Below are 19,380 nucleotides of genomic sequence, written 5' to 3' on the forward strand. Positions count from 1 at the left end.
GATCCCGGCGTCCGGGCTCACACCAGCGGCACCGTCACCTCGCCGTCGCCGCGCGCGCTCCCGCCGCCCGCGACCCGCACGGTGAACGGCCGGCCGGTGCCGGTGGCGGTGACCCGCAGGACGTCGCCGTCGCGCCGCACGCGGAAGGTGGCGGCCGGGGTGCCCAGCAGGTCGGGCACGGTGACCTCGGTCGCGTAGTCGGCGCCGGCGGGCGGGTGGACCAGCAGGGTCGGGGCGTCCAGCCAGTCGCCGTCGGGGCGCCGGTCGTCGGAGGCCAGCGGCAGGACGGCGCCCTCGCGGACGTACAGCGGCAGGCTGTCGAAGGCGTGCCGTTCGGTGCGCCAGGCCGGGCCGGTGACGCGCTCGCCGGTCAGGAGGTGGGTCCAGCCGCCCTCGGGGAGGTACACCTCCACCTCGCCGTCCTCGGTGAAGACCGGGGCGACCAGGAGGTCCGGGCCGAGCATGTACTGGCGGTCCAGCGGGCGGCAGCCGGGATCGTGCGGGAACTCCAGGAGCATCGGACGCATCATCGGCACGCCGGTGCGGTGGGCCTCGGCGGCGACGCCGTACAGGTAGGGCATCAGGCGGTGCTTGAGGAGGGTGAACCGGCGGGCGACGTCGACCGCCTCCTCGCCGAACTCCCACGGCACCCGGTACGACGACGAGCCGTGCAGCCGGCTGTGCGAGGAGAGCAGGCCGAAGGCCAGCCAGCGTGTGAAGACCGCGGCGTCGGGGGTGCCCTCGAAGCCCCCGATGTCGTGGCTCCAGAAGCCGAAGCCGCTCAGGGAGAGCGACAGTCCGCCTCGCAGCGACTCGGCCATCGCCTCGAAGGACGACCAGCAGTCGCCGCCCCAGTGGACGGGGTACTGCTGCCCGCCCGCGGTCGCCGAGCGGGCGAAGAGGACCGCCTCGCCCTGGCCGCGCTCCTTTTCCAGGAGTTCGAAGACGGTGCGGTTGAAGAGATGGGTGTAGTAGTTGTGCATGCGCTCCGGGTCGGAGCCGTCGTGCCAGACGACGTCGGTGGGCACGCGCTCGCCGAAGTCGGTCTTGAAGGAGTCCACACCCTGGTCCAGCAGGGGCTTGAGCTTCCCGGCGAACCAGTCGCGGGCGGCGGGGTCGGTGAAGTCGACCAGGCCCATCCCGGCCTGCCACAGGTCCCACTGCCAGACGTCGCCGTCCGGCCTGCGGACCAGGTGCCCGAGGGCGGCGGCCTCGTCGAAGAGCGGGGACTTCTGGGCGATGTAGGGGTTGATCCAGACGCTGACCTTCAGTCCCTTCGCCTTGAGCCGGGCCAGCATGCCCTCCGGGTCGGGGAAGACGTCCGGGTCCCACTGGAAGTCGCACCACTGGTACTCGCGCATCCAGAAGCAGTCGAAGTGGAAGACGGTCAGCGGGATGCCGCGCTCGGCCATTCCGTCCACGAAGGACGTCACGGTCCGCTCGTCGTACGACGTGGTGAAGGACGTGGTGAGCCAGAGGCCGAAGGACCAGGCCGGTGGGAGAGCGGGGCGGCCGGTGAGGGCGGTGTAGCGGGTGAGGACGTCCTTGGGGGTGGGCCCGGCGACGACGTGGTACTCCAGCGTCTGGTCCTCGACGCTGAACTGCACCTGGCCGACGGACTCGGAGCCGACCTCGAAGGAGACCGCGCCGGGGTGGTTGACGAAGACGCCGTAGCCGCGTGAGGAGAGGTAGAACGGGATGTTCTTGTAGGCCTGCTCACTGCTGGTGCCGCCGTCGGCCTGCCACATGTCGACGACCTGGCCGTTCTTGACGAACGGGGTGAAGCGTTCGCCCAGGCCGTAGACCTGCTCGCCGACGCCGAGCGAGAGGCGGCTCAGCATGTGGTGGGCGCCGTCGCCGGTGGTGGCGAAGGCGGTGCCCTTGGCGTTCGCCCGGGTCAGCTCGCGTCCGTCCGCGTCGTGGAAGGTCAGGCCCCAGGGGCCGGCGCGGTCCAGCCGGAGGGTGAGCGGGCCGCTGGTCAGCTCGGTGACGGTGCCGTCCTGGCGCACCGCGCCGGCGCCGTCGGCCGGGTCCGCGAGGGCGAAGTCGGGGCCCGGCCCGCGCTTTCCGGCGTGATGGGTGACGCGGACGCCGATGACACCCTCGGCGGGCGAGAAGCATTCGACCGTGAGGAGCGGCGCGTTGAGCGTGTCCCCCCTCCGCGTCACCTTCTTCACGGCGGCATGGGCGGTGAAGCGCTTCGATTCCGGGCGCACATCGCGTACCTCGGTGGCGTACGAGAGATGCACACCCTCACGGATGAGCCAGAAGCCGTCGGTGAACTTCATGATCTTCCTCGGGTGGGGCGGGAGCTGTCGGATGGGGAGCGCGGAAGCCGTCTCACAGCATTTTGATCGTACACAGAACAGCTCCCGGTTCCGAGGAGTTCACGCCAACCACATCGCTTTGAACAGGGAGAATCACCGAAAACAACGACACCGTCACCGCACGGAGTGAAGAGTCCGGGGTTGCTTCGGTCTAGCGCGGGAGCGGGTCCCTGACGTATTAGTCATCCCATCAAACAAAACGGTCCGGCAGGACAGCCGGACGGTACCGACAGCAAGGGCCGCACCATGTCGAAGCGCTTCACCTCGCTCGCCACCGCTTCCGTGCTGGTCGCCGGGGCGGCGCTGGCCGGCTGCGGACAGCAGCGCGACGCCGACGTGTACACCGTGATGAATTCCTCGACCGACGAGTCCTACCACCGCTGGGACGCCGAGGCGATGGCTCGCTGCGGGGAGCGGCTGGGGGTCACCATCGAGCAGCAGAGCGTTCCGGCGGCGCAGGTGATGACGAAGGCGCTGCGCATGGCGTCGTCCAAGTCGTTGCCGGACATCGTGCAGTTCGACGCGTCCGAGATGCCGACGTTCGCCGACGCGGGCGGTCTGGTCGACCTCAGGACCCTCGGACTGAGTACCGACGGCATACCCGACGGCATCGTCGACTTCGGCTCGTACCAGGGGACGTACTACGGCGCCGCCCGGTCCGTGAACACGCTCGCCCTGTTCTACGACAAGGACGTCCTCGACGAGGCGGGCGTGCAAGTGCCGACCACCTGGGCCCAGTTGCGGGAGGCCGCGAAGCAGCTCACCCGGGGCGGGCGGTACGGTCTGGCGCTCAGCGCGGGCGGTGCGGAGGACGGCGTCTTCCAGTTCATGCCGTTCATGTGGTCCAACGGCGGCGACGAGACCGATCTGGACGGTCCGCAGGTGGTCGAGGCCCTCGACTACTGGAAGGGCCTGCTGACGGACGGTTCGCTCTCGAAGTCGACGGTCAACTGGACGCAGGCGGACGTCAACGACCAGTTCATGGCCGGCAACGCGGCGATGATGATCAACGGGCCGTGGCAGGTGGAGACCCTCAACAGCGACAAGTCGCTGCACTGGGGCATCGCGCCGATCCCGGTCCCCGAGGCCGGCCACGACTCGGTGGGCCCGCTCGGCGGCGCCGTGCTCACCGTGCCCAACACCGGTGACGAGGCGCGGGAGAGGACGGCCGGGAAGATCGTGGCCTGTCTGTCGAGCGAGAAGGAGCAGCTGACCTACGCGCTCAACAGCTGGATGGTCCCGGCCGACGCCCGGGCCGCCGCCGCCTGGCGCGAACGGGTGCCCGAACTCGACTCCCTCGCCGACCAGGTGGCGGTCGCCCGGTCCCGGACGGCGAAGCTCGGCGCCGGCTGGTCGAGTGTGTCGCTCGCCCTGCAGAGCGCCTTCCAGTCGGCCCTGACCGGCCAGTCCAGTGAGTCCGCCCTGAAGCGCGCCCAGCAGCGGGCCACGAGCGGGAACTGAGGTACGGGCCCATGACCACGTCCACCGTCACCGCCCGGACCGGGCGCCGGCGCCGGCTCGCCCAGTGGGGGTTCGTCGCCCCCGCCGTCGTCTTCATGCTGCTGTTCTTCGGCTATCCGCTGGTCCGCAACGTCGTGATGAGCTTCCAGCACTACACGCCGAAGACCTTCTTCACCGGTGAGGCGCCCTTCAACGGGGCCGACAACTGGTCCGACGTGTTCCAGGACGCGCTGTTCGGCAAGGCACTCTGGCACACGCTGGTCTTCACGGCCGGGTCGCTGCTCGGGCAGTTCTGCATCGGGCTGGCACTCGCGGTCTTCTTCAGCCGCCGCTTCCCGCTGAACGGTGTGCTGCGTTCGCTGATCCTGCTGCCCTGGCTGGTGCCCATGGTGGTCTCCGGCATCGTGTGGCGGCGCATCCTCGACCAGGACACGGGCGTGCTGAACTCGTTCCTGGACACCCTCGGGACCGGCGGTCACACCCCCTGGCTGACCAGCCCGGAGCTTGCCCTGCTGTCGGTCGTCCTGGTCAACATCTGGATCGGCATCCCGTTCAACATGGTCATCCTCTACGGCGGCCTCCAGGAGATCCCGAAGGAGCTGCACGAGGCGGCCGCCCTGGACGGCGCGTCGGCGTGGCGGACCTTCCGTTCCGTCACCCTGCCGGTGCTCAGGCCGGTCGTCACGGTCGTGCTGGTGCTGGGCTTCATGTCGACGGTGAAGATCCTCGACCTGATCCTCGCCCTCACCGACGGCGGCCCGGCCGACGCCACCCAGACGCTGGGCACGCTGACGTACCAGAACTCTTTCGTACAACTGGACTTCGGCGCGGGCGCCGTGGTCGGCAACGTACTCATCCTGATCTCCGCCGTGTTCGCGGTGTTCTACCTGCGGGCCAACCGCACCGAGGGGAAGTGACCGACGATGGCCACCCACACGCCCACCGCGTCCCGGCGCCGCTGGGGCTCCACCGTCGCCGGCGTGCTCGTCCTCGGCGTGATGCTGTTCCCGCTGTACTGGATGCTCAACACCGCGCTCCAGCCCGAGTCGGGGCTGCTCCAGGTCGACCCGGTGCCGGGCGGCCTGGATCTGTCCGGCTTCTCCAAGGCGATCGGCGACCAGGGCGGGCACCTGCTGACCTCGCTGGCCGTCTCGCTCGGCGCGGTCGCCATCTGCCTGGCCGTCTCGGCGCCGGCGGCGTACGGGCTCGCGCGGTTCGGGCTGCGGGGCTCGCGCACCATCGTGTTCGGCACCCTGATCACCCAGATGGTGCCGGGCATCGTCATCGCCAACGCGCTCTACAACTCGTACGTCGACCTGGGCCTGGTCAACTCCTACTTCGGCCTGATGCTGGCGGACGCCTCGCTCGGCATCCCGTTCTCCATCGTGCTGATGCGCTCCTTCATGGTGTCGATCCCGGGCGAGGTGATCGAGGCCGCGCAGATCGACGGGGCCGGGCCGGTGCGGACGTTCGCGCGGGTGGTGCTGCCGATGAGCCGCAACTCGCTGATCACGTCGGGGCTGTTCGCGTTCCTGTTCGCGTGGAGCGACTTCATGTTCGCGCTGACCCTGAACACGACCGACGAGGTCAAGCCCGTCACGCTGGGCATCTACCAGTACATCGGCGCGCACGTCGGCGACTGGGGCTCGGTGATGGCCGCCTCCGTGCTCTCCGCGGTACCGGCGGCGATCCTGCTCGTCCTCGCCCAGAAGTACATCGCCGCCGGGATCACCGGCGGCTCCGTCAAGTGACGCGGACCGGGAGCCGTGCCTTGCCGCGATCCCCGTTCGGCACCTAGCCTGACTTTGTGCCGCTAATAAACAAAACCCGATCGCACAGCGCCGTGCCGGGTCCCCGCGACGATCTCACCCGCCTGCGCATCGCCCTGACCGCCTTCTTCGCCCTCGACGGCTTCGTCTTCGCCGGCTGGGTGGTCCGGATCCCCGCCATCAAGGAGCAGACCGGCGCCTCCGCCAGCGCCCTGGGGCTGGCCCTGCTCGGGGTCTCGGCCGGCGCCGTCGTCACCATGACGCTCACCGGGCGACTGGTCCGCCGCTACGGCAGCCACCCCGTCACCGTCGCCTGCGCGGTCCTGCTCTGCCTCAGCATCGCGCTGCCCCCGCTCACCCACTCGGCGCTCGCCCTGGGCGCCGTACTGCTGGTGTTCGGCAGCGCGTACGGCGGGATCAACGTCGCCTTCAACAGCGCCGCCGTCGATCTCGTGGCCGTGCTGCGGCGGCCGATCATGCCGAGCTTCCACGCGGCGTTCAGCCTCGGCGGCATGGTCGGCGCCGGGCTCGGCGGGCTGGTCGCCGGGTCGCTGTCCCCCACGCGGCACCTGCTCGGCCTCACCGTGCTCGGGCTCCTCGTCACAGTCGTCGCGGGCCGCGCCCTGCTGCGGTGCGAACCCGCCGCGCCGCCCGACCGCCCGGCCGGGGACGACGGCTCCCCGCCCCGCCTCGACCGCCGTACCCGCCGCCTCGTGATCACCTTCGGCCTGATCGCCCTGTGCACGGCGTACGGCGAGGGCGCCATGGCCGACTGGGGCGCCCTGCACCTGGAGCAGGACCTGGACGCCTCGCCGGGTCTGGCCGCGGCCGGCTACTCCTGCTTCGCGCTCGCCATGACCGTCGGCCGGCTGACGGGCACGATCCTGCTGGAGCGGCTGGGCCGGACCACCACGGTGGTGGCGGGCGGCACCACCGCCGTGGCCGGCATGCTGCTCGGCTCGCTCGCCCCGTCGGTATGGGCGGCGCTGTTCGGTTTCGCGATCACCGGGCTCGGTCTCGCCAACATCTTCCCGGTCGCCGTCGAACGGGCCGGCGCGCTGGGCGGGCCGAGCGGGGTGGCGACCGCGTCCACACTGGGATACGGCGGCATGCTGCTCGGGCCGCCCGCGATCGGCTTCATGGCGGACTGGTTCTCCCTGCCGGCCGCGCTCACCAGTGTGGCGGCGCTCGCGGCGGTCGCGGTAGTCGTCGCCGTGGCGACGCGGCGCGCGGCGGTGGAGGGCTGAGCCGCGCCGCCCGCGGGGACGATCAGCGCGCCAGCATCCGGTTCAGCACGGCCCGCTGCACCGGGAGCGCCTCGCCGTGCCGGGCCAGCCCCTCGGTGGTGAGCGCCACCCGCACGCCCCGCCGGTCCTCCGCGCACAGCGAGCGTTCGACGAGGCCGTCCTTCTCCAGGCGGGCGACCAGCCGGGACAGCGCGCTCTGGCTCAGATGGACCCGCTCGGAGATCTGCTGCACGCGGTAGCCGCAGGGGCCCTCGGCGTCCGGCGAGCCCGCAAGGATGTCGAGCACCTCGAAGTCGCTGCCGCACAGGCTGTGTTGGTGCAGGGCGCGGTCGAGTTCGCACTGGGTTCGGGCGTGCAGTGCCAGCATGCCGCGCCACCGCGCGACGAGCGCCTGTTCGGACCTGTCCCCCGCCATGGGCGCACCGTAGCAGAGCCCACACGGGCCGGAACCGGTCGCCGGATCGGCCGGGTCTGCCAGACTTGCCGGCATGGAGACGTACGGGGGCCGGCGTACGCAGGGCGAGCGGGACGCCATGACGGTCGAGATCGGCTACGCGCTGTGCAGCGCGGCGTTCGCGGCGGCCGTGCTGTTCGGTGCCGTGGCGGGGCCGGCGTATCTCTTCGGCCTGCCGGCCGGTGCGCGGGGCGCGCTCGTCGCGGTGGGAGTGGTGCTGGCCGTCGTGGTGTTCCTGGTGCGGGTGGTGAGTGTGCTGGTGCGGTTCGGACGCGGGCGTCAGCCCAGCCAGCCCGGCCGCACCAACCCCGACTCGTAGGCGAGCACGACCAGTTGGGCGCGGTCGCGGGCGCCCAGCTTGACCATGGTGCGGCTGACGTGGGTCTTGGCGGTGAGCGGGCTGACGACCAGTCTGCGGGCGATCTCCTCGTTGGACAGGCCGATGCCGACCAGGGCCATCACCTCCCGTTCCCGCTCGGTCAGCCGGGCCAACTCGCCGGCCGCCGCGGGCTCCTTGGACCGGGCGGCGAACTCGGCGATCAGGCGCCGGGTCACCCCCGGCGACAGCAGTGCGTCGCCGTCCACCACCGCCCGCACGGCGCGCAGGAGTTCCTCGGGTTCGGTGTCCTTGACCAGGAAGCCGGAGGCGCCCGAGCGGATCGCCTCGAAGACGTACTCGTCGAGTTCGAACGTGGTGAGCATGACGACCTTCACGTCCCGCAGGCCGTCGTCCCCGGTGATCCGGCGGGTCGCGGCCAGGCCGTCGAGCAGGGGCATGCGGATGTCCATCAGGACGACGTCGGGGCGCAGTTCGCGGATCACGCGCACCGCCTCCTCGCCGTCGGCGGCCTCGGCGACCACCTCGATGTCCGCCTGGGCGTCCAGCAGGGCCCGGAAACCGGCCCGTACCAGTGACTGGTCGTCGGCGAGCAGTACGCGGATCACCGGTCCTCCTCCTTCGTGTGCGCCACGTCGATCGGCAGCGCGGCGAGCACGCGGAAGCCGCCGTCGGCGCGCGGGCCCGCCTCGATGGTGCCACCCAGCGCCGCCGCCCGCTCCCGCATCCCGGCCAGCCCGTTGCCGCTGCCGCCCGCGTCGGCGCCCGTCGCCGGCCCGTCGTCGTCGACGCGCAGCCGCAGCGTGCGGCCGTCCCGGTCGAGGCACACGCGCGCGTGCCGCGAACCCGAGTGCCGCACCACATTGGTGAGCGCCTCCTGGACGATGCGGAACGCCGCCAGGTCGGTACCGGGCGACAGCCGCGGCGGCTCCCCCTCGACCTCGACGGTGAGGCCCGCGCTCGCCGCCTGCTCGACCAGTTCGGGCAGCCGGTCGAGGCCGGGGGCCGGTGCGCGCGGCGCGTCTCCGGGGGTGCGGAGGGCGTCGAGGACCTGCCGCACCTCGCCGAGCGCCTCCTTGCTCTGGTCCTTGATGGTGGTGAGCGCGCTGCGCGCCTGCTCCGGGTCGGAGTCGAGGAGGGCGAGTCCGACGCCCGCCTGCACGTTGATCACGGAGATGCTGTGCGCGAGGACGTCGTGCAGCTCACGGGCGATCCGCAGCCGCTCCTCGTCCGCGCGGCGTTTCGCCGCCTGGGCCCGTTCGGCCCGTTCCCGCGCCCACTGCTCGCGCCGGGTCCGGGCCAGCTCCGACAGCGCCACGATCGCCACCACCCAGGTGGCGATCACGATCTCCTCTCCCCAGGACGCGGCGGCGTCCCCGGACGGCGGCAGCCAGCGGTAGAGCCAGTGCGACAGCAGGGCGTGCCCGGCCCACAGCGTGACCATCGCCGCCCACGCGGCCCGGCGGTGCCCGGTGACGATGGCACTGAAGCAGGCCACCGCGACGGCCACGAACACCGGCCCGTACGGGTATCCGGAACCCAGGTAGAACAGCGTGGTGGCCGCCGTGCCGAACACGACGGGCACCGGGTGGCGCTGCCGCCACAGCAGGGCGACACCGGTGGCGAGCAGCAGCGCCCGCGCGAACGGGTCCAGGGGGTCCCGCTCCCCCGCCTGGGCGTGCGCGGCGAAGTTGGAGCCGATCAGCACGAACGCGGTGATCAGCGCGGTGGAACGCCAGGGCCAACGGGGGCGGCGCTCCTCGTCGTCCCGCCGGTCCCACCACGGGGGGCCGTGCCGCCACCACTGCGGTGGTCCGCCCCCGCGCTCGCGCTGTCCGTCCATGCCGCCACGCTAGACGCCGGGTGCCTCCGGCGGCGTCAGCCCGGCGTGGTGATCACGGGTACTCCCGGGGAAGTACGGCCGGGAGCTTCTGCCGGTTGGCAGGTGCGGGTGGGTGGTGGCTGGGCGCGCAGTTCCCCGCGCCCCTGGGTGGGTCAGGGCGACGCGCCTCCAGGAGTGCGAGGGCGACGGTGCACAGGCAGGGCGGGTCAGGAATCGACCCCCTCGTTCGCCGAGGTGTCGGTGGGGCGTCGGTCCATTGCCGTCAGTGCGCGCTGGGCCAGCGGATGGCCGCGGACCAGTTCGCCCAGGGACGTCGATCCCTGCGTGATGTCCTTGAACGCCTTCCAGGCCGGGCGGAACCCGGTCAGGGCCGCGTGGAAGAGACCGGGGCGGCGCTCGAAGACCGTCAGCATGCGCTTGCCGACGCTCATCTCCACGCCCAGCCCGGCCTTGATGGCGAAGGCGTAGTTCAGCGCCTGCCTGCGCGCGTCCACCGCGTCGTGCGCCTCCGAGATCCGCACCGCCCACTCCCCCGCGAGCCGTCCCGACCGCAGCGCGAAGGAGATGCCCTCGCGGGTCCACGGCTCCAGGAGGCCGGCGGCGTCGCCGCACACCAGGACCCGGCCGCGGGAGAGCGGCGAGTCGTCCGCGCGGCAGCGCGTCAGATGCCCGGAGGAGATGCTCGGCTCGAACCCGGCGAGCCCGAGCCGGCCGACGAAGTCCTCCAGGTACCGCTTGGTCGCCGCGCCCTCACCCCGCGCCGAGATCACCCCGACGGTGAGCGTGTCGCCCTTGGGGAAGACCCAGCCGTAACTGCCGGGCATCGGCCCCCAGTCGATGAGGACGCGTCCCTTCCAGTCCTCGGCGACCGTGTCCGGCACCGGGATCTCCGCCTCCAGGCCGAGATCGACCTGGTCTAGTTTCACCCCGACGTGCGCGCCTATCCGGCTGGCGCTGCCGTCCGCGCCGACGACCGCCCGCGCCAGCACCGTCTCCCCGCCCTGGAGGACGACGGCGACGGTGCGCCGGTCCGGGACCGCCGACCCGTGCTGCTCCACCCGCGTCACCGTCACCCCGGTGCGCACCTCGGCGCCGGCCTTCTGCGCGTGCTCGACGAGCTGCTGGTCGAACTCGGGCCGGTTGATCAGCCCGAACAGCATCTGCCGGGAGCGCCGGGTCCGGGCGAAGCGTCCGTTGTTCGAGAACGTCACCGCGTGCACACGGTCCCGGAAGGGCAGCTCGAAGCCGGGTGGGAGGGTGTCCCGCGAGGGACCGATGATGCCGCCGCCGCACGTCTTGTAGCGGGGCAGCTCCGCCTTCTCCAGCACCAGCACGCGGCGCCCCGCGACCGCCGCCGCGTAGGCGGCCGAGGCCCCCGCCGGTCCCGCGCCCACCACGACGACGTCCCAGACCTGACGCGCGTCGTCCGCCGAAGAGTTCTCGCTGCTCACGATGGTCTACTGCTCCGATCAAACCGCATGCCGCACCTGACCCCCGCATCCTACGGCGGCCATCGCCGCAGGCCACTGTGGGAGGATCGGCCCATCAATCCAAGTACTCCTTGGTACAACGTCGCACCCACAAGGAGCGTGCCCATGTCGTCGAATCCGGTCGCCGAGACCGTCTCCTCCCTGCTGCCCCGCGCGAAGGAGGAGCTCGCCGCGCTGGTGGCCTTCAAATCGGTGGCGGACTTCGACCAGTTCCCGCGCGGCGAGAGCGTCGGCGCCGCCAACTGGATAGCGTCGGCCCTGCGCGCCGAGGGTTTCCAGGACGTGGACCTGCTCGACACACCGGACGGCACGCAGTCGGTGTACGGGTACCTGCCCGGGCCCGAGGGCGCGAAGACGGTGCTGCTCTACGCGCACTACGACGTGCAGCCGCCGCTGGACGAAGCCGGCTGGGTCACGCCGCCGTTCGAGCTGACCGAGCGGAACGGCCGCTGGTACGGGCGCGGCGCGGCCGACTGCAAGGGCGGTGTGCTGATGCACCTGCTGGCGCTGCGCGCTCTCAAGGCGAACGGCGGCGTGCCGGTGCACGTCAAGGTGATCGCCGAGGGTTCGGAGGAGCAGGGCACGGGCGGTCTGGAGCGGTACGCCGAGGCGCACCCGGAGCTGCTGGCCGCGGACACCATCGTCATCGGCGACGCGGGCAACTTCCGGGTCGGCCTGCCGACGGTCACCTCGACGCTGCGCGGCATGACCCTGGTGCGCGTGCGGGTGGACACCCTCGAAGGCAACCTGCACTCCGGCCAGTTCGGCGGTGCGGCGCCCGACGCGCTGGCCGCCCTGATCCGCGTACTGGACTCGCTGCGCGCCGAGGACGGCTCCACGACCGTCGACGGGCTGGCGGCGGACAGCGCGTGGGAGGGCCTGGCGTACGACGAGGAGCAGTTCCGCCGGGACGCGCGGGTGCTGGAGGGCGTGGAGCTGATCGGCTCCGGCTCGGTCGCGGACCGGATCTGGGCCCGGCCGGCCGTCACGGTGCTCGGCATCGACTGCCCGCCGGTCGTCGGCGCCACCCCGTCGGTGCAGGCCGGCGCCCGCGCGCTGGTCAGCCTCAGGGTGCCGCCGGGCGTGGACGCCGCCGAGGCCACCAAGCTGCTCCAGGCGCACCTGGAGGCGCGTACGCCGTGGGGCGCCCGGGTCGGCGTCGAACAGATCGGCCAGGGCCAGGCGTTCCGCGCCGAGACCACCAGCCCGGCGTACCAGGCCATGGCGGACGCGATGGCGGTGGCGTATCCCGGCGAGGAGATGCAGTACGCCGGTCAGGGCGGCTCCATCCCGCTGTGCAACACCCTGGCGGCGCTCTATCCGGAGGCCGAGATCCTGCTGATCGGCCTCAGCGAGCCGGAGGCGCAGATCCACGCGGTGAACGAGAGCGTGTCCCCGGAGGAGCTGGAGCGGCTGTCGGTGGCGGAGGCGCTGTTCCTGCGCAACTACGCGGCGGGCTGAGCCGGGGCGGCTCGGGTTCTGCCGTCGGCAGAGGGGCCTCGCCACCGCGCGGGGCCCTGCCTACGGTCGTCTTATGGACGTCATCGAGCTCCTGCCGCACCTGCACCTGCTGCGCTTCCCGGTCGGCCAGGCCTACCTCTGCGCGACGGCGACGACCTGACGCTGATCGACGCCGGGCCTGCCGGGTCGGGTGCGGGCCTCGCCGCGTCGGCCGCCTCCTTCGGGCGCGTACGGCGTGTCGTCGACGCGCCCGTCGTGCGCGGCGAGGTACCGGGGCCGCCGCCCGTGTACGAGGACTGGGAGCGTCCGCTGCACGAGAACGCGCTGCGGCTGCTCCCGCAGGGCGGCTTCGACCGGCCGGCGCGGGTGACCGAGGTGTCCGACGGCGACGTTCTGGACTTCGGCGGCGGGGCGCGCGTCGTCCACGCGCCGGGCCACACGGACGGAAGCATCGGACTGCACCTCCCGCGGCACGGCGTGCTGTTCACGGGGGACGCCGTCGCCGCGTCGCCGGTCGACGGCAGGGTGATCCTCGGCGTGCTCAACACCGACCGGGACCGGGCCGTCGCCTCCTTCGGGCGGCTGGCGGCCCTCGACTCGGAGCTGGTCCGCGTCGGTCACGGGGATCCGGTGACCGTCCGGGCCGGGGAGGCACTGCGGGAGTCGGCGCGGGGCTACGGGGCGGACGTCTGACGTCAGCCGACGGGTGTGCCCGCCTCCAGGTAGAGGGCGGCTCCGCGTTCCCGGGCCCGCAGGGCCCAGCGCAGCCGCTCGTAGCGGACCGGGGGCAGCAGGCCGGCCGCCTCGTCCTCGGTGACGAAGCGCCAGTCGCGCAGTTCCCGGCCGGGGAGCAGCACCCGGCCGGCGTCGGCGGAGTCGAGCCGTCCGCCGTCGAAGAGCAGCCGCAGACCGCCGTAGGCGGGGGGCGCGGGCCGTTCCCAGTCGACGACCAGCAGGGCGGGGACGTCGTCGAGGCGGATGCCGGTCTCCTCGTGGACCTCGCGCATGCCCGCGCGGGCGGGCGCCTCGCCGGGTTCGACGACACCGCCGGGGAACTCCCAGCCCGGTTTGTAGGTGGGGTCGACGAGCAGCACGCGGTCCCGCTCGTCGAAGAGCAGGACACCGGCGGCGACGGTCTCACCGGTGGGCTCCGGTGTCTGCACGATCTCGCAGGCCGGCACGGCGCCGGTGCCGACGGCCTCGGCGACCCGGGCGGCGGCCTCGTACGGGGTGAGGGTGCCGGTGTCGACCGGGTGGGCGTCGGCCGTGAGCCAGGAGGCGAGGGCGGACCGGTACGGCTCGATGTTGTCGTACGACCACTGCCGCACGCGTATCTCGCCGTCGGGCAGGCCCTCCGGTATCTCGCGGCGCGCTATCCGCTCCCGCAGGATCGTTTCGGCCGGGGCCAGCAGGACGTGCCGGACCTCGATCCGGCGGGCGGCGAGACCGCCGAAGATCTCGTCCCGGTACTCCTGGCGGAGCAGGGTCATCGGGACCACGAGGGTCCCGCCGAGCTCGGCGAGCATCGCGGCCGCCGTGTCGATCACGAGGCGGCGCCAGATCGGCAGGTCCTGGAAGTCGCCCACCTCGGCGAGGCGTTTGGGCGGCAGCAGGTGTGCGAGTGCCCCGCCGATGACCTCGGGGTCGAAGAGCGTGCTGTTCGGGATCAGTTCGATCAGTTCCCGTGCGGTGGTGGTCTTCCCCGCACCGAACGCGCCGTTGATCCAGACGACGGTCACAGGTCCCCCTCTTCTGTTGGCCCCCTGTGGCTTGCCCGCTCCACCCTGCCACGGAAACCAGGCCCAGTTGAGGGCGTACGACAGCGGCGCCGACGCCCCCGGGGAGAGGGGCGCCGGCGCCGTGGGTGCGGGTGGTGCGGCGGGCGTCAGCCCAGCTGTCCCAGGGCGTCGTCGTCCAGGGGCAGGCTGTCGGTGGCCACCGTGTCCTCGACGGTGCTGACGGTGTCCTGCACGTCGAGGCCGAGCGGGAGCTCGCTCGGCGCGGCGTGGGACGGGGTGACGGCCGCGACGGCGAAGCCGGTGGCGAGGGTGGCGAGGGCGAGCATGCTGCGCTTCTTCATGCCCGTTCAACTACGGGGCGACGCCATGGTCACGGGTACGCCCCGGGAAGTCGTCGGTCCGACCGGCACCGGCCTGCCGTGCACGCGCGCCCGCCCCACGCCCAGGACGCGCCGGGCCGGGGCCTCTTCGGGCACGCCGGCCCCGACCACCTCGCCCGCTGCGCAGGCGCCGCGGGTGCGCCACCGCCGCCGCCCACCGGAGCCCGGCTCCACGGCCCGGCACCCCGGCACCCCGGCACCCCGGCACCCCGGCACCCCGGCACCCCGGCACCCCGGCACCGACCAGGGGCCACGCAGTCGCCCAGGCGCGCCGGCGCTCAGACGTGCGCCGCCGGCACGCCGGTCGCCCTGGTGAGTGCCGCCGCTGCCGCGCCCACGAGGCCCGCGTCCGTGCCCATCTGGGCGGGGACGACCACCAGGCGCTGGACGAAGGAGAGGGTCGCGTAGTCGGTCAGGGCCTTGCGCAGGGGCGCGAAAAGGACGTCGCCCGCCTTGGCCACGCCGCCGCCCACCACGGCGATGTCGATCTCGACCAGGGTCGCGGTGGCGGCGATGCCGGCGGCCAGTGCCTGCGCGGCACGTTCGAAGGAGGCGACCGCGACCGGGTCGCCCAGGCGGGCGGCGGCGGCGACCGCGGCGGCGGAGGTGTCGCCGTCCGGGCCGGGCCGCCAGCCGGCGTCCAGGGCGCGACGGGCGATGTTGGGGCCGCTCGCTATGCGCTCGACGCAGCCGCGGGCACCGCACGGGCAGGGATCGCCGTCCAGGTCCACGCTGATGTGGCCGATGTGGCCGGAGTTGCCCGTCGGGCCGGGGTGCAGCCGACCGCCCAGCACCAGGCCGCCACCGACACCCGTCGAGACCACCATGCACAGCGCGTTGTGGTGCCCGCGCGCGGCGCCCTGCCAGTGTTCGGCCGCCGTGATGGCCACCCCGTCGCCGATCAGCTCGACGGGCAGCTCACCGACGGCGTCCCGGACCCGCCGGACCAGCGGGTAGTCGCGCCAGCCGGGCACGTTCACCGGACTGACCGTGCCGGCGGAGGCGTCCACCGGGCCCGCGCTGCCGATCCCGACGGCCGTGACCCGCCCCCACAGCGCCGACGCCGTCAGCTCCGCGAGTACGGCCTCGACGGCCGCCATCACGGTGTCGCCGTCCTCCCGGGCAGGCGTCGCACGCTGGGCGCGCGCGTGGATGCGGCCGTCGCCGTCCACCAGCGCGCCGGCGATCTTGGTGCCGCCGATGTCCAGCGCTGCCACGAGGTCGGTGTGCATCAGAGTCGGATCTCCCCGTCGGACCGAAAACGAAAAAGAAAGCGAAAAAAGGCGAACACAAGTGCGCACCGTGGACCGGTCCCAGGTGGGGACGAGGACCGGAGAGTGCGATGGACAGTGTCTCCCGCATCTGACAACGTTGTCCAGGCTCTATGCTCGACGCCACATCCTCATACAAACGCATGACCGACACATCCCCCGTGGACGACAGGAGCCGACGCACTCCCGTGGACGACAGGACAGGACACCGCATCGTGCCCGACACGACCCGCCGCGCAGACCGCCTCCCCGGGAACCGCTACGGCAATCGCCCGACCATGAAGGACGTCGCGGCCCGGGCCGGGGTCGGCCTGAAGACCGTCTCCCGGGTCGTCAACGGGGAGCCCGGCGTCACCCCGGAGACCGAGCGCCGCGTCCAGGAGGCCATCGACGCCCTCGGCTTCCGCCGCAACGACAGCGCGCGGGTGCTCCGCAAGGGCCGGACCGCGAGCATCGGCCTCGTCCTGGAGGATCTGGCCGACCCGTTCTACGGGCCGCTCAGCCGTGCCGTGGAGGAGGTGGCCCGGGCGCACGGCGCGCTGCTGATCAACGGGTCCAGCGCGGAGGACCCGGACCGCGAGCAGGAGCTGGTGCTGGCGCTGTGCGCGCGGCGCGTCGACGGCCTTGTGGTCATCCCGGCCGGGGACGACCACCGGTACCTGGAGCCCGAGCTGAAGGCGGGCGTCGCGACGGTGTTCGTGGACCGCCCGGCGGGGCAGATCGACGCGGACGTGGTGGTGTCCGACAACTTCGGCGGTGCCCGCGACGGTGTGGCGCACCTCATCGCGCACGGGCACCGCAGGATCGGCTTCATCGGCGACATGCCCCGCATCCACACCGCCGCCGAGCGGCTGCGCGGCTACAAGGCCGCCATGGAGGACGCGGGCATCCCGGTGAAGGACTCCTGGATGTCCCTGGGCGTCACCGATCCCGAGCGGGTGCGCAGGGCGGCCGAGGACATGCTCGCGGACCCGCAGCCGGTCACCGCGATCTTCACCGGCAACAACCGGGTGACCGTCACCGTCATCCGCGTCCTCGCCGAGCACACCCCGGGCGTCGCCCTCGTCGGCTTCGACGACATCGAGCTGGCCGACCTGCTGCAGCCGGGCGTCACCGTGGTCGCGCAGGACGCGGCCGCCCTCGGCCGCACCGCCGCCGAGCGCCTGTTCCGGCAGCTGGACGGCACCCTCCTCGCGCCGGACCGCATCGAACTGCCGACCAGGCTCGTCACCCGCGGCTCGGGCGAGCTGCCGCCGACGGGCTGAGGCGGCCGTGCCGAAGCCGGTGGGCGAGGGCCCTGCCCGCGCGCCCGCACGGGCCGGCGGCGACGACCGGACGCTGGAGGCGCTCGGTCTGGCCGGGGTGCCCCGTGAGGAGCCGCTGCTGTACCCGGGCGCGTGGCCGCGGGAGTCGGGGCTGCTCGACGGCGACCGGCTGCTGCCGCTGGACGGGCCGGTCCACGAGGACGGGGTCGACCGGGTCCCGGTGCTGGCGATCGGCTCCAACGCGAGCCCGGGCCAGCTGCGCCACAAGATGGCCGAGTTCGGCATCGACTCGCCGATCCCGATGGTCCGGGCCCGAGTCACCGGCCTGGACATCGGGGTCTCCGCCCACGTGAGCCGCATGGGCTACGTCTCCGCCTCACCGGTGGGCGCCCCGGGCGTCGTACGGGAACTGTTCGTCCTGTGGCTGGACCCCGAGCAGCTCGCCGTGATCGACGCGAGCGAGGGCGTGCCCATGGCCCGCGGCAACTTCGACCGCGCCTGGCTCCCCGCGCCCGACGTACGGGTCGAGCCGCCCGACGGCACGGTGCTGCGCGGTGCGTACATCTACGTCAACCGTCACGGGGTCCTGCACGACGGCACCGGTGCGCCACGGCGGCACCCGGGCGAGCAACGGCCCCTCATCACCGAGCTGCTGCGCGGGTCGGCCCGGTTGCGCGCGCTCTTCGGGACGACGCCCGAGGAGTTCAGCGCACGGGCCCGGGCCGACCGGTCCCTGTGCGACCGGGGCACGCGGCTGTTCGCCGAGGAGCGGCGCGTGATGGCGTCCGGCCTGGAGAAATACGTGCGCTCCGGCCGGACCGCAGACCCCCGCACCGGAACCCACCCGCCGCCTACTGCGCCGACGCCGTGAGGTCGCCCCGCCGGGGCGCGGAGTAGCCCTCCAGGTCGGCGCGGGTCAGGCCGGTGAGGCGGGCGACCTCGCCGATGTCGAGGGCGCCGCAGTCCAGGCCGCGCAGCAGGTAGCCGCCGAGGGCCTTGGCGGTGGCGGGCTCGTCCGCGATGTCGCCGCCGGTGTGGTTGGCGTAGCGGGCGAGGCGGGCGGCGGCCTGCTCGAAGCCCTCGCGGTAGAAGGCGAAGACCGCCGCGTACCGGGTGGGGATGTGGCCGGGGTGCATGTCCCAGCCCTGGTAGTAGGCGCGGGCGAGGGCGCGGCGGGTGAGACCGTAGTGCAGGCGCCAGGCGTCGTGCACCTTGGCCGTGGGGCCCACCGGCAGGACGTTGGTGGAACCGTCCGAGACGCGCACGCCGGTGCCCGCGGCGGCGACCTGCATGACCGCCTTGGCGTGGTCGGCGGCGGGGTGGTCGCTGGCCTGGTGGGCGGCGGAGACGCCGAGGCAGGCGCTGTAGTCGAAGGTGCCGTAGTGCAGCCCGGTGGCGCGGCCCTCGGCGGCCTGGATCATGCGGGCGACGGCGGCGGTGCCGTCGGTGGCCAGGATGGACTGGCTGGTCTCGATCTGGATCTCGAAGCCGATCCGGCCCGGCGTCAGGCCGCGCGCGTTCTCGAACGCCTCCAGGAGCCGCACCATGGCGGTGACCTGCTCGGGGTAGGTCACCTTCGGCAGCGTGAGGACCAGCCCCTCGGGCAGGCCGCCGGCCTCCATCAGGCCGCTGAGGAAGACGTCGAGGGTGCGGATGCCGCGGGCCCGCACGGGGGCCTCCATGCACTTCATCCGGATGCCCATGTACGGGGCCGCCGTGCCCTGTTCGTACGCCTCGGCGATCAGACGGGCGGCACGGGCGGCGGCCTCGTCCTCCTCGGCGTCCGTGCGATTGCCGTAGCCGTCCTCGAAGTCGACACGCAGGTCCTCGATCGGCTCGCGCTCCAGTTTGGCGCGCACGCGCGTGTACACGGGCTCGGCGAGGTCGTCGGTGAGGCCGAGGACGGCGGCGAAGGAGGCGGCGTCCGGGGCGTGTTCGTCGAGGGCGGCGAGCGCCCGGTCGCCCCAGGAGCGGATGGTGTCCGCGGCGAAGGCGTCACCGGGGACGTACACGGTGTGGACGGGCTGGCGGGTGCCCGGGTCTCCGGGGTAGCGGCGCTCCAGCTCCGCGTCGACCGGTGCGAGGGAGGCACTGATCTCCTCGCCGACGGCGCCCGCGAGGCTCGTGGCCACCTTCTCCTGCTGACCCATCCCACACCCTCCTGGTTTCCACTTTTCCGCTGAACGGAATCAATAATCCGTAGAGCGAAGTTATCCGGCGGTTCGTCGCCGGTCAACACCATCCTGCGCAGACACCGAGGCCCCCGGGCGGGCGGGGGCGCGGCGCCGCGGGGGGGCGCGCGGGGCGGGGGGGTAGGATAAAGAGAGACACACCAC

General features: G+C 72.9%; 17 protein-coding genes and 1 pseudogene. 9 read left to right on the forward strand and 9 right to left on the reverse strand.

Going from position 1 to position 19,380, the window contains the following annotated elements; all coding sequences use genetic code 11:
* Positions 1–17: 17 nt before the first annotated feature.
* Positions 18–2,288, reverse strand: coding sequence for an alpha-xylosidase (yicI, locus tag ACFWR9_RS04070; protein ID WP_383835129.1), 2,271 nt, complete (start codon positions 2,286–2,288; stop codon positions 18–20).
* 285 nt (positions 2,289–2,573) lie between these two features.
* On the opposite strand from yicI, the gene ACFWR9_RS04075 reads away from it, so the two are divergent.
* The 4 genes from ACFWR9_RS04075 (at position 2,574) to ACFWR9_RS04090 (ending at position 6,804) form a co-directional block, all read left to right on the forward strand.
* Positions 2,574–3,788, forward strand: a complete 1,215-nt coding sequence (locus tag ACFWR9_RS04075; RefSeq protein WP_383835132.1) for an ABC transporter substrate-binding protein — start codon at positions 2,574–2,576, stop codon at positions 3,786–3,788.
* Between the two features lie 11 nt (positions 3,789–3,799).
* Complete coding sequence (locus ACFWR9_RS04080; protein WP_383835135.1) at positions 3,800–4,705, forward strand: carbohydrate ABC transporter permease; 906 nt, start codon at positions 3,800–3,802, stop codon at positions 4,703–4,705.
* A 6-nt stretch (positions 4,706–4,711) separates the two neighbouring features.
* The gene (locus ACFWR9_RS04085) at positions 4,712–5,539 is read left to right on the forward strand and encodes a carbohydrate ABC transporter permease (RefSeq protein ID WP_383835138.1); all 828 of its coding nucleotides are present in this window, start codon (positions 4,712–4,714) and stop codon (positions 5,537–5,539) included.
* Positions 5,540–5,631: 92 nt separating this feature from the next.
* A complete protein-coding gene (locus ACFWR9_RS04090; RefSeq protein WP_383835141.1) occupies positions 5,632–6,804 on the forward strand; it encodes an MFS transporter in 1,173 nt (390 codons plus the stop codon).
* A gap of 22 nt (positions 6,805–6,826) precedes the next feature.
* On the opposite strand, the gene ACFWR9_RS04095 is transcribed toward ACFWR9_RS04090, so the two are convergent.
* Positions 6,827–7,219 (reverse strand): MarR family winged helix-turn-helix transcriptional regulator, encoded by a 393-nt coding sequence (locus ACFWR9_RS04095; RefSeq protein ID WP_383835144.1) that lies wholly within the window; start codon positions 7,217–7,219, stop codon positions 6,827–6,829.
* A gap of 73 nt (positions 7,220–7,292) precedes the next feature.
* Here ACFWR9_RS04095 and ACFWR9_RS04100 point away from each other — a divergent pair, with 73 nt between their 5' ends.
* Positions 7,293–7,577, forward strand: a complete 285-nt coding sequence (locus ACFWR9_RS04100) for a DUF6332 family protein (protein ID WP_383835147.1) — start codon at positions 7,293–7,295, stop codon at positions 7,575–7,577.
* On the opposite strand, the gene ACFWR9_RS04105 is transcribed toward ACFWR9_RS04100, so the two are convergent.
* From ACFWR9_RS04105 to ACFWR9_RS04115, 3 genes are all read right to left on the reverse strand, one after another.
* On the reverse strand, positions 7,538–8,203 hold the full coding sequence (locus ACFWR9_RS04105; RefSeq protein ID WP_383835151.1) for a response regulator: 666 nt from the start codon (positions 8,201–8,203) through the stop codon (positions 7,538–7,540). The two genes, ACFWR9_RS04100 and ACFWR9_RS04105, sit on opposite strands and share 40 nt — an antisense overlap.
* Entirely contained in the window at positions 8,200–9,438 is a 1,239-nt protein-coding gene (locus ACFWR9_RS04110) for a histidine kinase (RefSeq protein WP_383835154.1), read from the reverse strand. The genes ACFWR9_RS04105 and ACFWR9_RS04110 overlap by 4 nt, the downstream gene beginning before the upstream one ends.
* A gap of 206 nt (positions 9,439–9,644) precedes the next feature.
* Positions 9,645–10,889, reverse strand: a complete 1,245-nt coding sequence (locus tag ACFWR9_RS04115) for a geranylgeranyl reductase family protein (RefSeq protein WP_383835157.1) — start codon at positions 10,887–10,889, stop codon at positions 9,645–9,647.
* 144 nt (positions 10,890–11,033) lie between these two features.
* On the opposite strand from ACFWR9_RS04115, the gene ACFWR9_RS04120 reads away from it, so the two are divergent.
* On the forward strand, positions 11,034–12,389 hold the full coding sequence (locus tag ACFWR9_RS04120; RefSeq protein WP_383835160.1) for a dipeptidase: 1,356 nt from the start codon (positions 11,034–11,036) through the stop codon (positions 12,387–12,389).
* Between the two features lie 73 nt (positions 12,390–12,462).
* Positions 12,463–13,082: pseudogene (locus ACFWR9_RS04125) on the forward strand (MBL fold metallo-hydrolase).
* Between the two features lie 2 nt (positions 13,083–13,084).
* On the opposite strand, the gene ACFWR9_RS04130 reads toward ACFWR9_RS04125, so the two are convergent.
* The 3 genes from ACFWR9_RS04130 to ACFWR9_RS04140 all read right to left on the reverse strand — a co-directional run bounded on the left by ACFWR9_RS04130 (position 13,085) and on the right by ACFWR9_RS04140 (position 15,740).
* A complete protein-coding gene (locus ACFWR9_RS04130; protein WP_383835163.1) occupies positions 13,085–14,128 on the reverse strand; it encodes an NUDIX domain-containing protein in 1,044 nt (347 codons plus the stop codon).
* Positions 14,129–14,274: 146 nt separating this feature from the next.
* The gene (locus ACFWR9_RS04135) at positions 14,275–14,469 is read right to left on the reverse strand and encodes a hypothetical protein (protein ID WP_383835166.1); all 195 of its coding nucleotides are present in this window, start codon (positions 14,467–14,469) and stop codon (positions 14,275–14,277) included.
* 317 nt (positions 14,470–14,786) lie between these two features.
* Positions 14,787–15,740, reverse strand: a complete 954-nt coding sequence (locus ACFWR9_RS04140; protein ID WP_383835169.1) for an ROK family protein — start codon at positions 15,738–15,740, stop codon at positions 14,787–14,789.
* A 227-nt stretch (positions 15,741–15,967) separates the two neighbouring features.
* On the opposite strand from ACFWR9_RS04140, the gene ACFWR9_RS04145 reads away from it, so the two are divergent.
* Positions 15,968–17,044, forward strand: coding sequence for a LacI family DNA-binding transcriptional regulator (locus tag ACFWR9_RS04145; RefSeq protein ID WP_383835172.1), 1,077 nt, complete (start codon positions 15,968–15,970; stop codon positions 17,042–17,044).
* A gap of 7 nt (positions 17,045–17,051) precedes the next feature.
* Positions 17,052–17,915 (forward strand): hypothetical protein, encoded by an 864-nt coding sequence (locus ACFWR9_RS04150; RefSeq protein WP_383835175.1) that lies wholly within the window; start codon positions 17,052–17,054, stop codon positions 17,913–17,915.
* Here the strand turns inward: ACFWR9_RS04150 and ACFWR9_RS04155 are convergent.
* Positions 17,896–19,194 (reverse strand): DUF6986 family protein, encoded by a 1,299-nt coding sequence (locus ACFWR9_RS04155; protein WP_383835178.1) that lies wholly within the window; start codon positions 19,192–19,194, stop codon positions 17,896–17,898. The two genes, ACFWR9_RS04150 and ACFWR9_RS04155, sit on opposite strands and share 20 nt — an antisense overlap.
* Positions 19,195–19,380 lie beyond the last annotated feature (186 nt).

Source organism: Streptomyces sp. NPDC058534, assembly GCF_042717365.1.
Taxonomy (GTDB): Bacteria; Actinomycetota; Actinomycetes; order Streptomycetales; family Streptomycetaceae; genus Streptomyces.

Bases quoted from the DNA above. Each gene is read 5' to 3' on its own strand.
- ACFWR9_RS04140 (WP_383835169.1), bottom strand. From the start codon at position 15,740: ATGCACACCGACCTCGTGGCAGCGCTGGACATCGGCGGCACCAAGATC.
- ACFWR9_RS04080 (WP_383835135.1), top strand. From the start codon at position 3,800: ATGACCACGTCCACCGTCACCGCCCGGACCGGGCGCCGGCGCCGGCTC.
- ACFWR9_RS04120 (WP_383835160.1), top strand. From the start codon at position 11,034: ATGTCGTCGAATCCGGTCGCCGAGACCGTCTCCTCCCTGCTGCCCCGC.
- ACFWR9_RS04100 (WP_383835147.1), top strand. From the start codon at position 7,293: ATGGAGACGTACGGGGGCCGGCGTACGCAGGGCGAGCGGGACGCCATG.
- ACFWR9_RS04075 (WP_383835132.1), top strand. From the start codon at position 2,574: ATGTCGAAGCGCTTCACCTCGCTCGCCACCGCTTCCGTGCTGGTCGCC.
- ACFWR9_RS04110 (WP_383835154.1), bottom strand. From the start codon at position 9,438: ATGGACGGACAGCGCGAGCGCGGGGGCGGACCACCGCAGTGGTGGCGG.
- ACFWR9_RS04085 (WP_383835138.1), top strand. From the start codon at position 4,712: ATGGCCACCCACACGCCCACCGCGTCCCGGCGCCGCTGGGGCTCCACC.
- ACFWR9_RS04135 (WP_383835166.1), bottom strand. From the start codon at position 14,469: ATGAAGAAGCGCAGCATGCTCGCCCTCGCCACCCTCGCCACCGGCTTC.
- ACFWR9_RS04095 (WP_383835144.1), bottom strand. From the start codon at position 7,219: ATGGCGGGGGACAGGTCCGAACAGGCGCTCGTCGCGCGGTGGCGCGGC.
- yicI (WP_383835129.1), bottom strand. From the start codon at position 2,288: ATGAAGTTCACCGACGGCTTCTGGCTCATCCGTGAGGGTGTGCATCTC.
- ACFWR9_RS04155 (WP_383835178.1), bottom strand. From the start codon at position 19,194: ATGGGTCAGCAGGAGAAGGTGGCCACGAGCCTCGCGGGCGCCGTCGGC.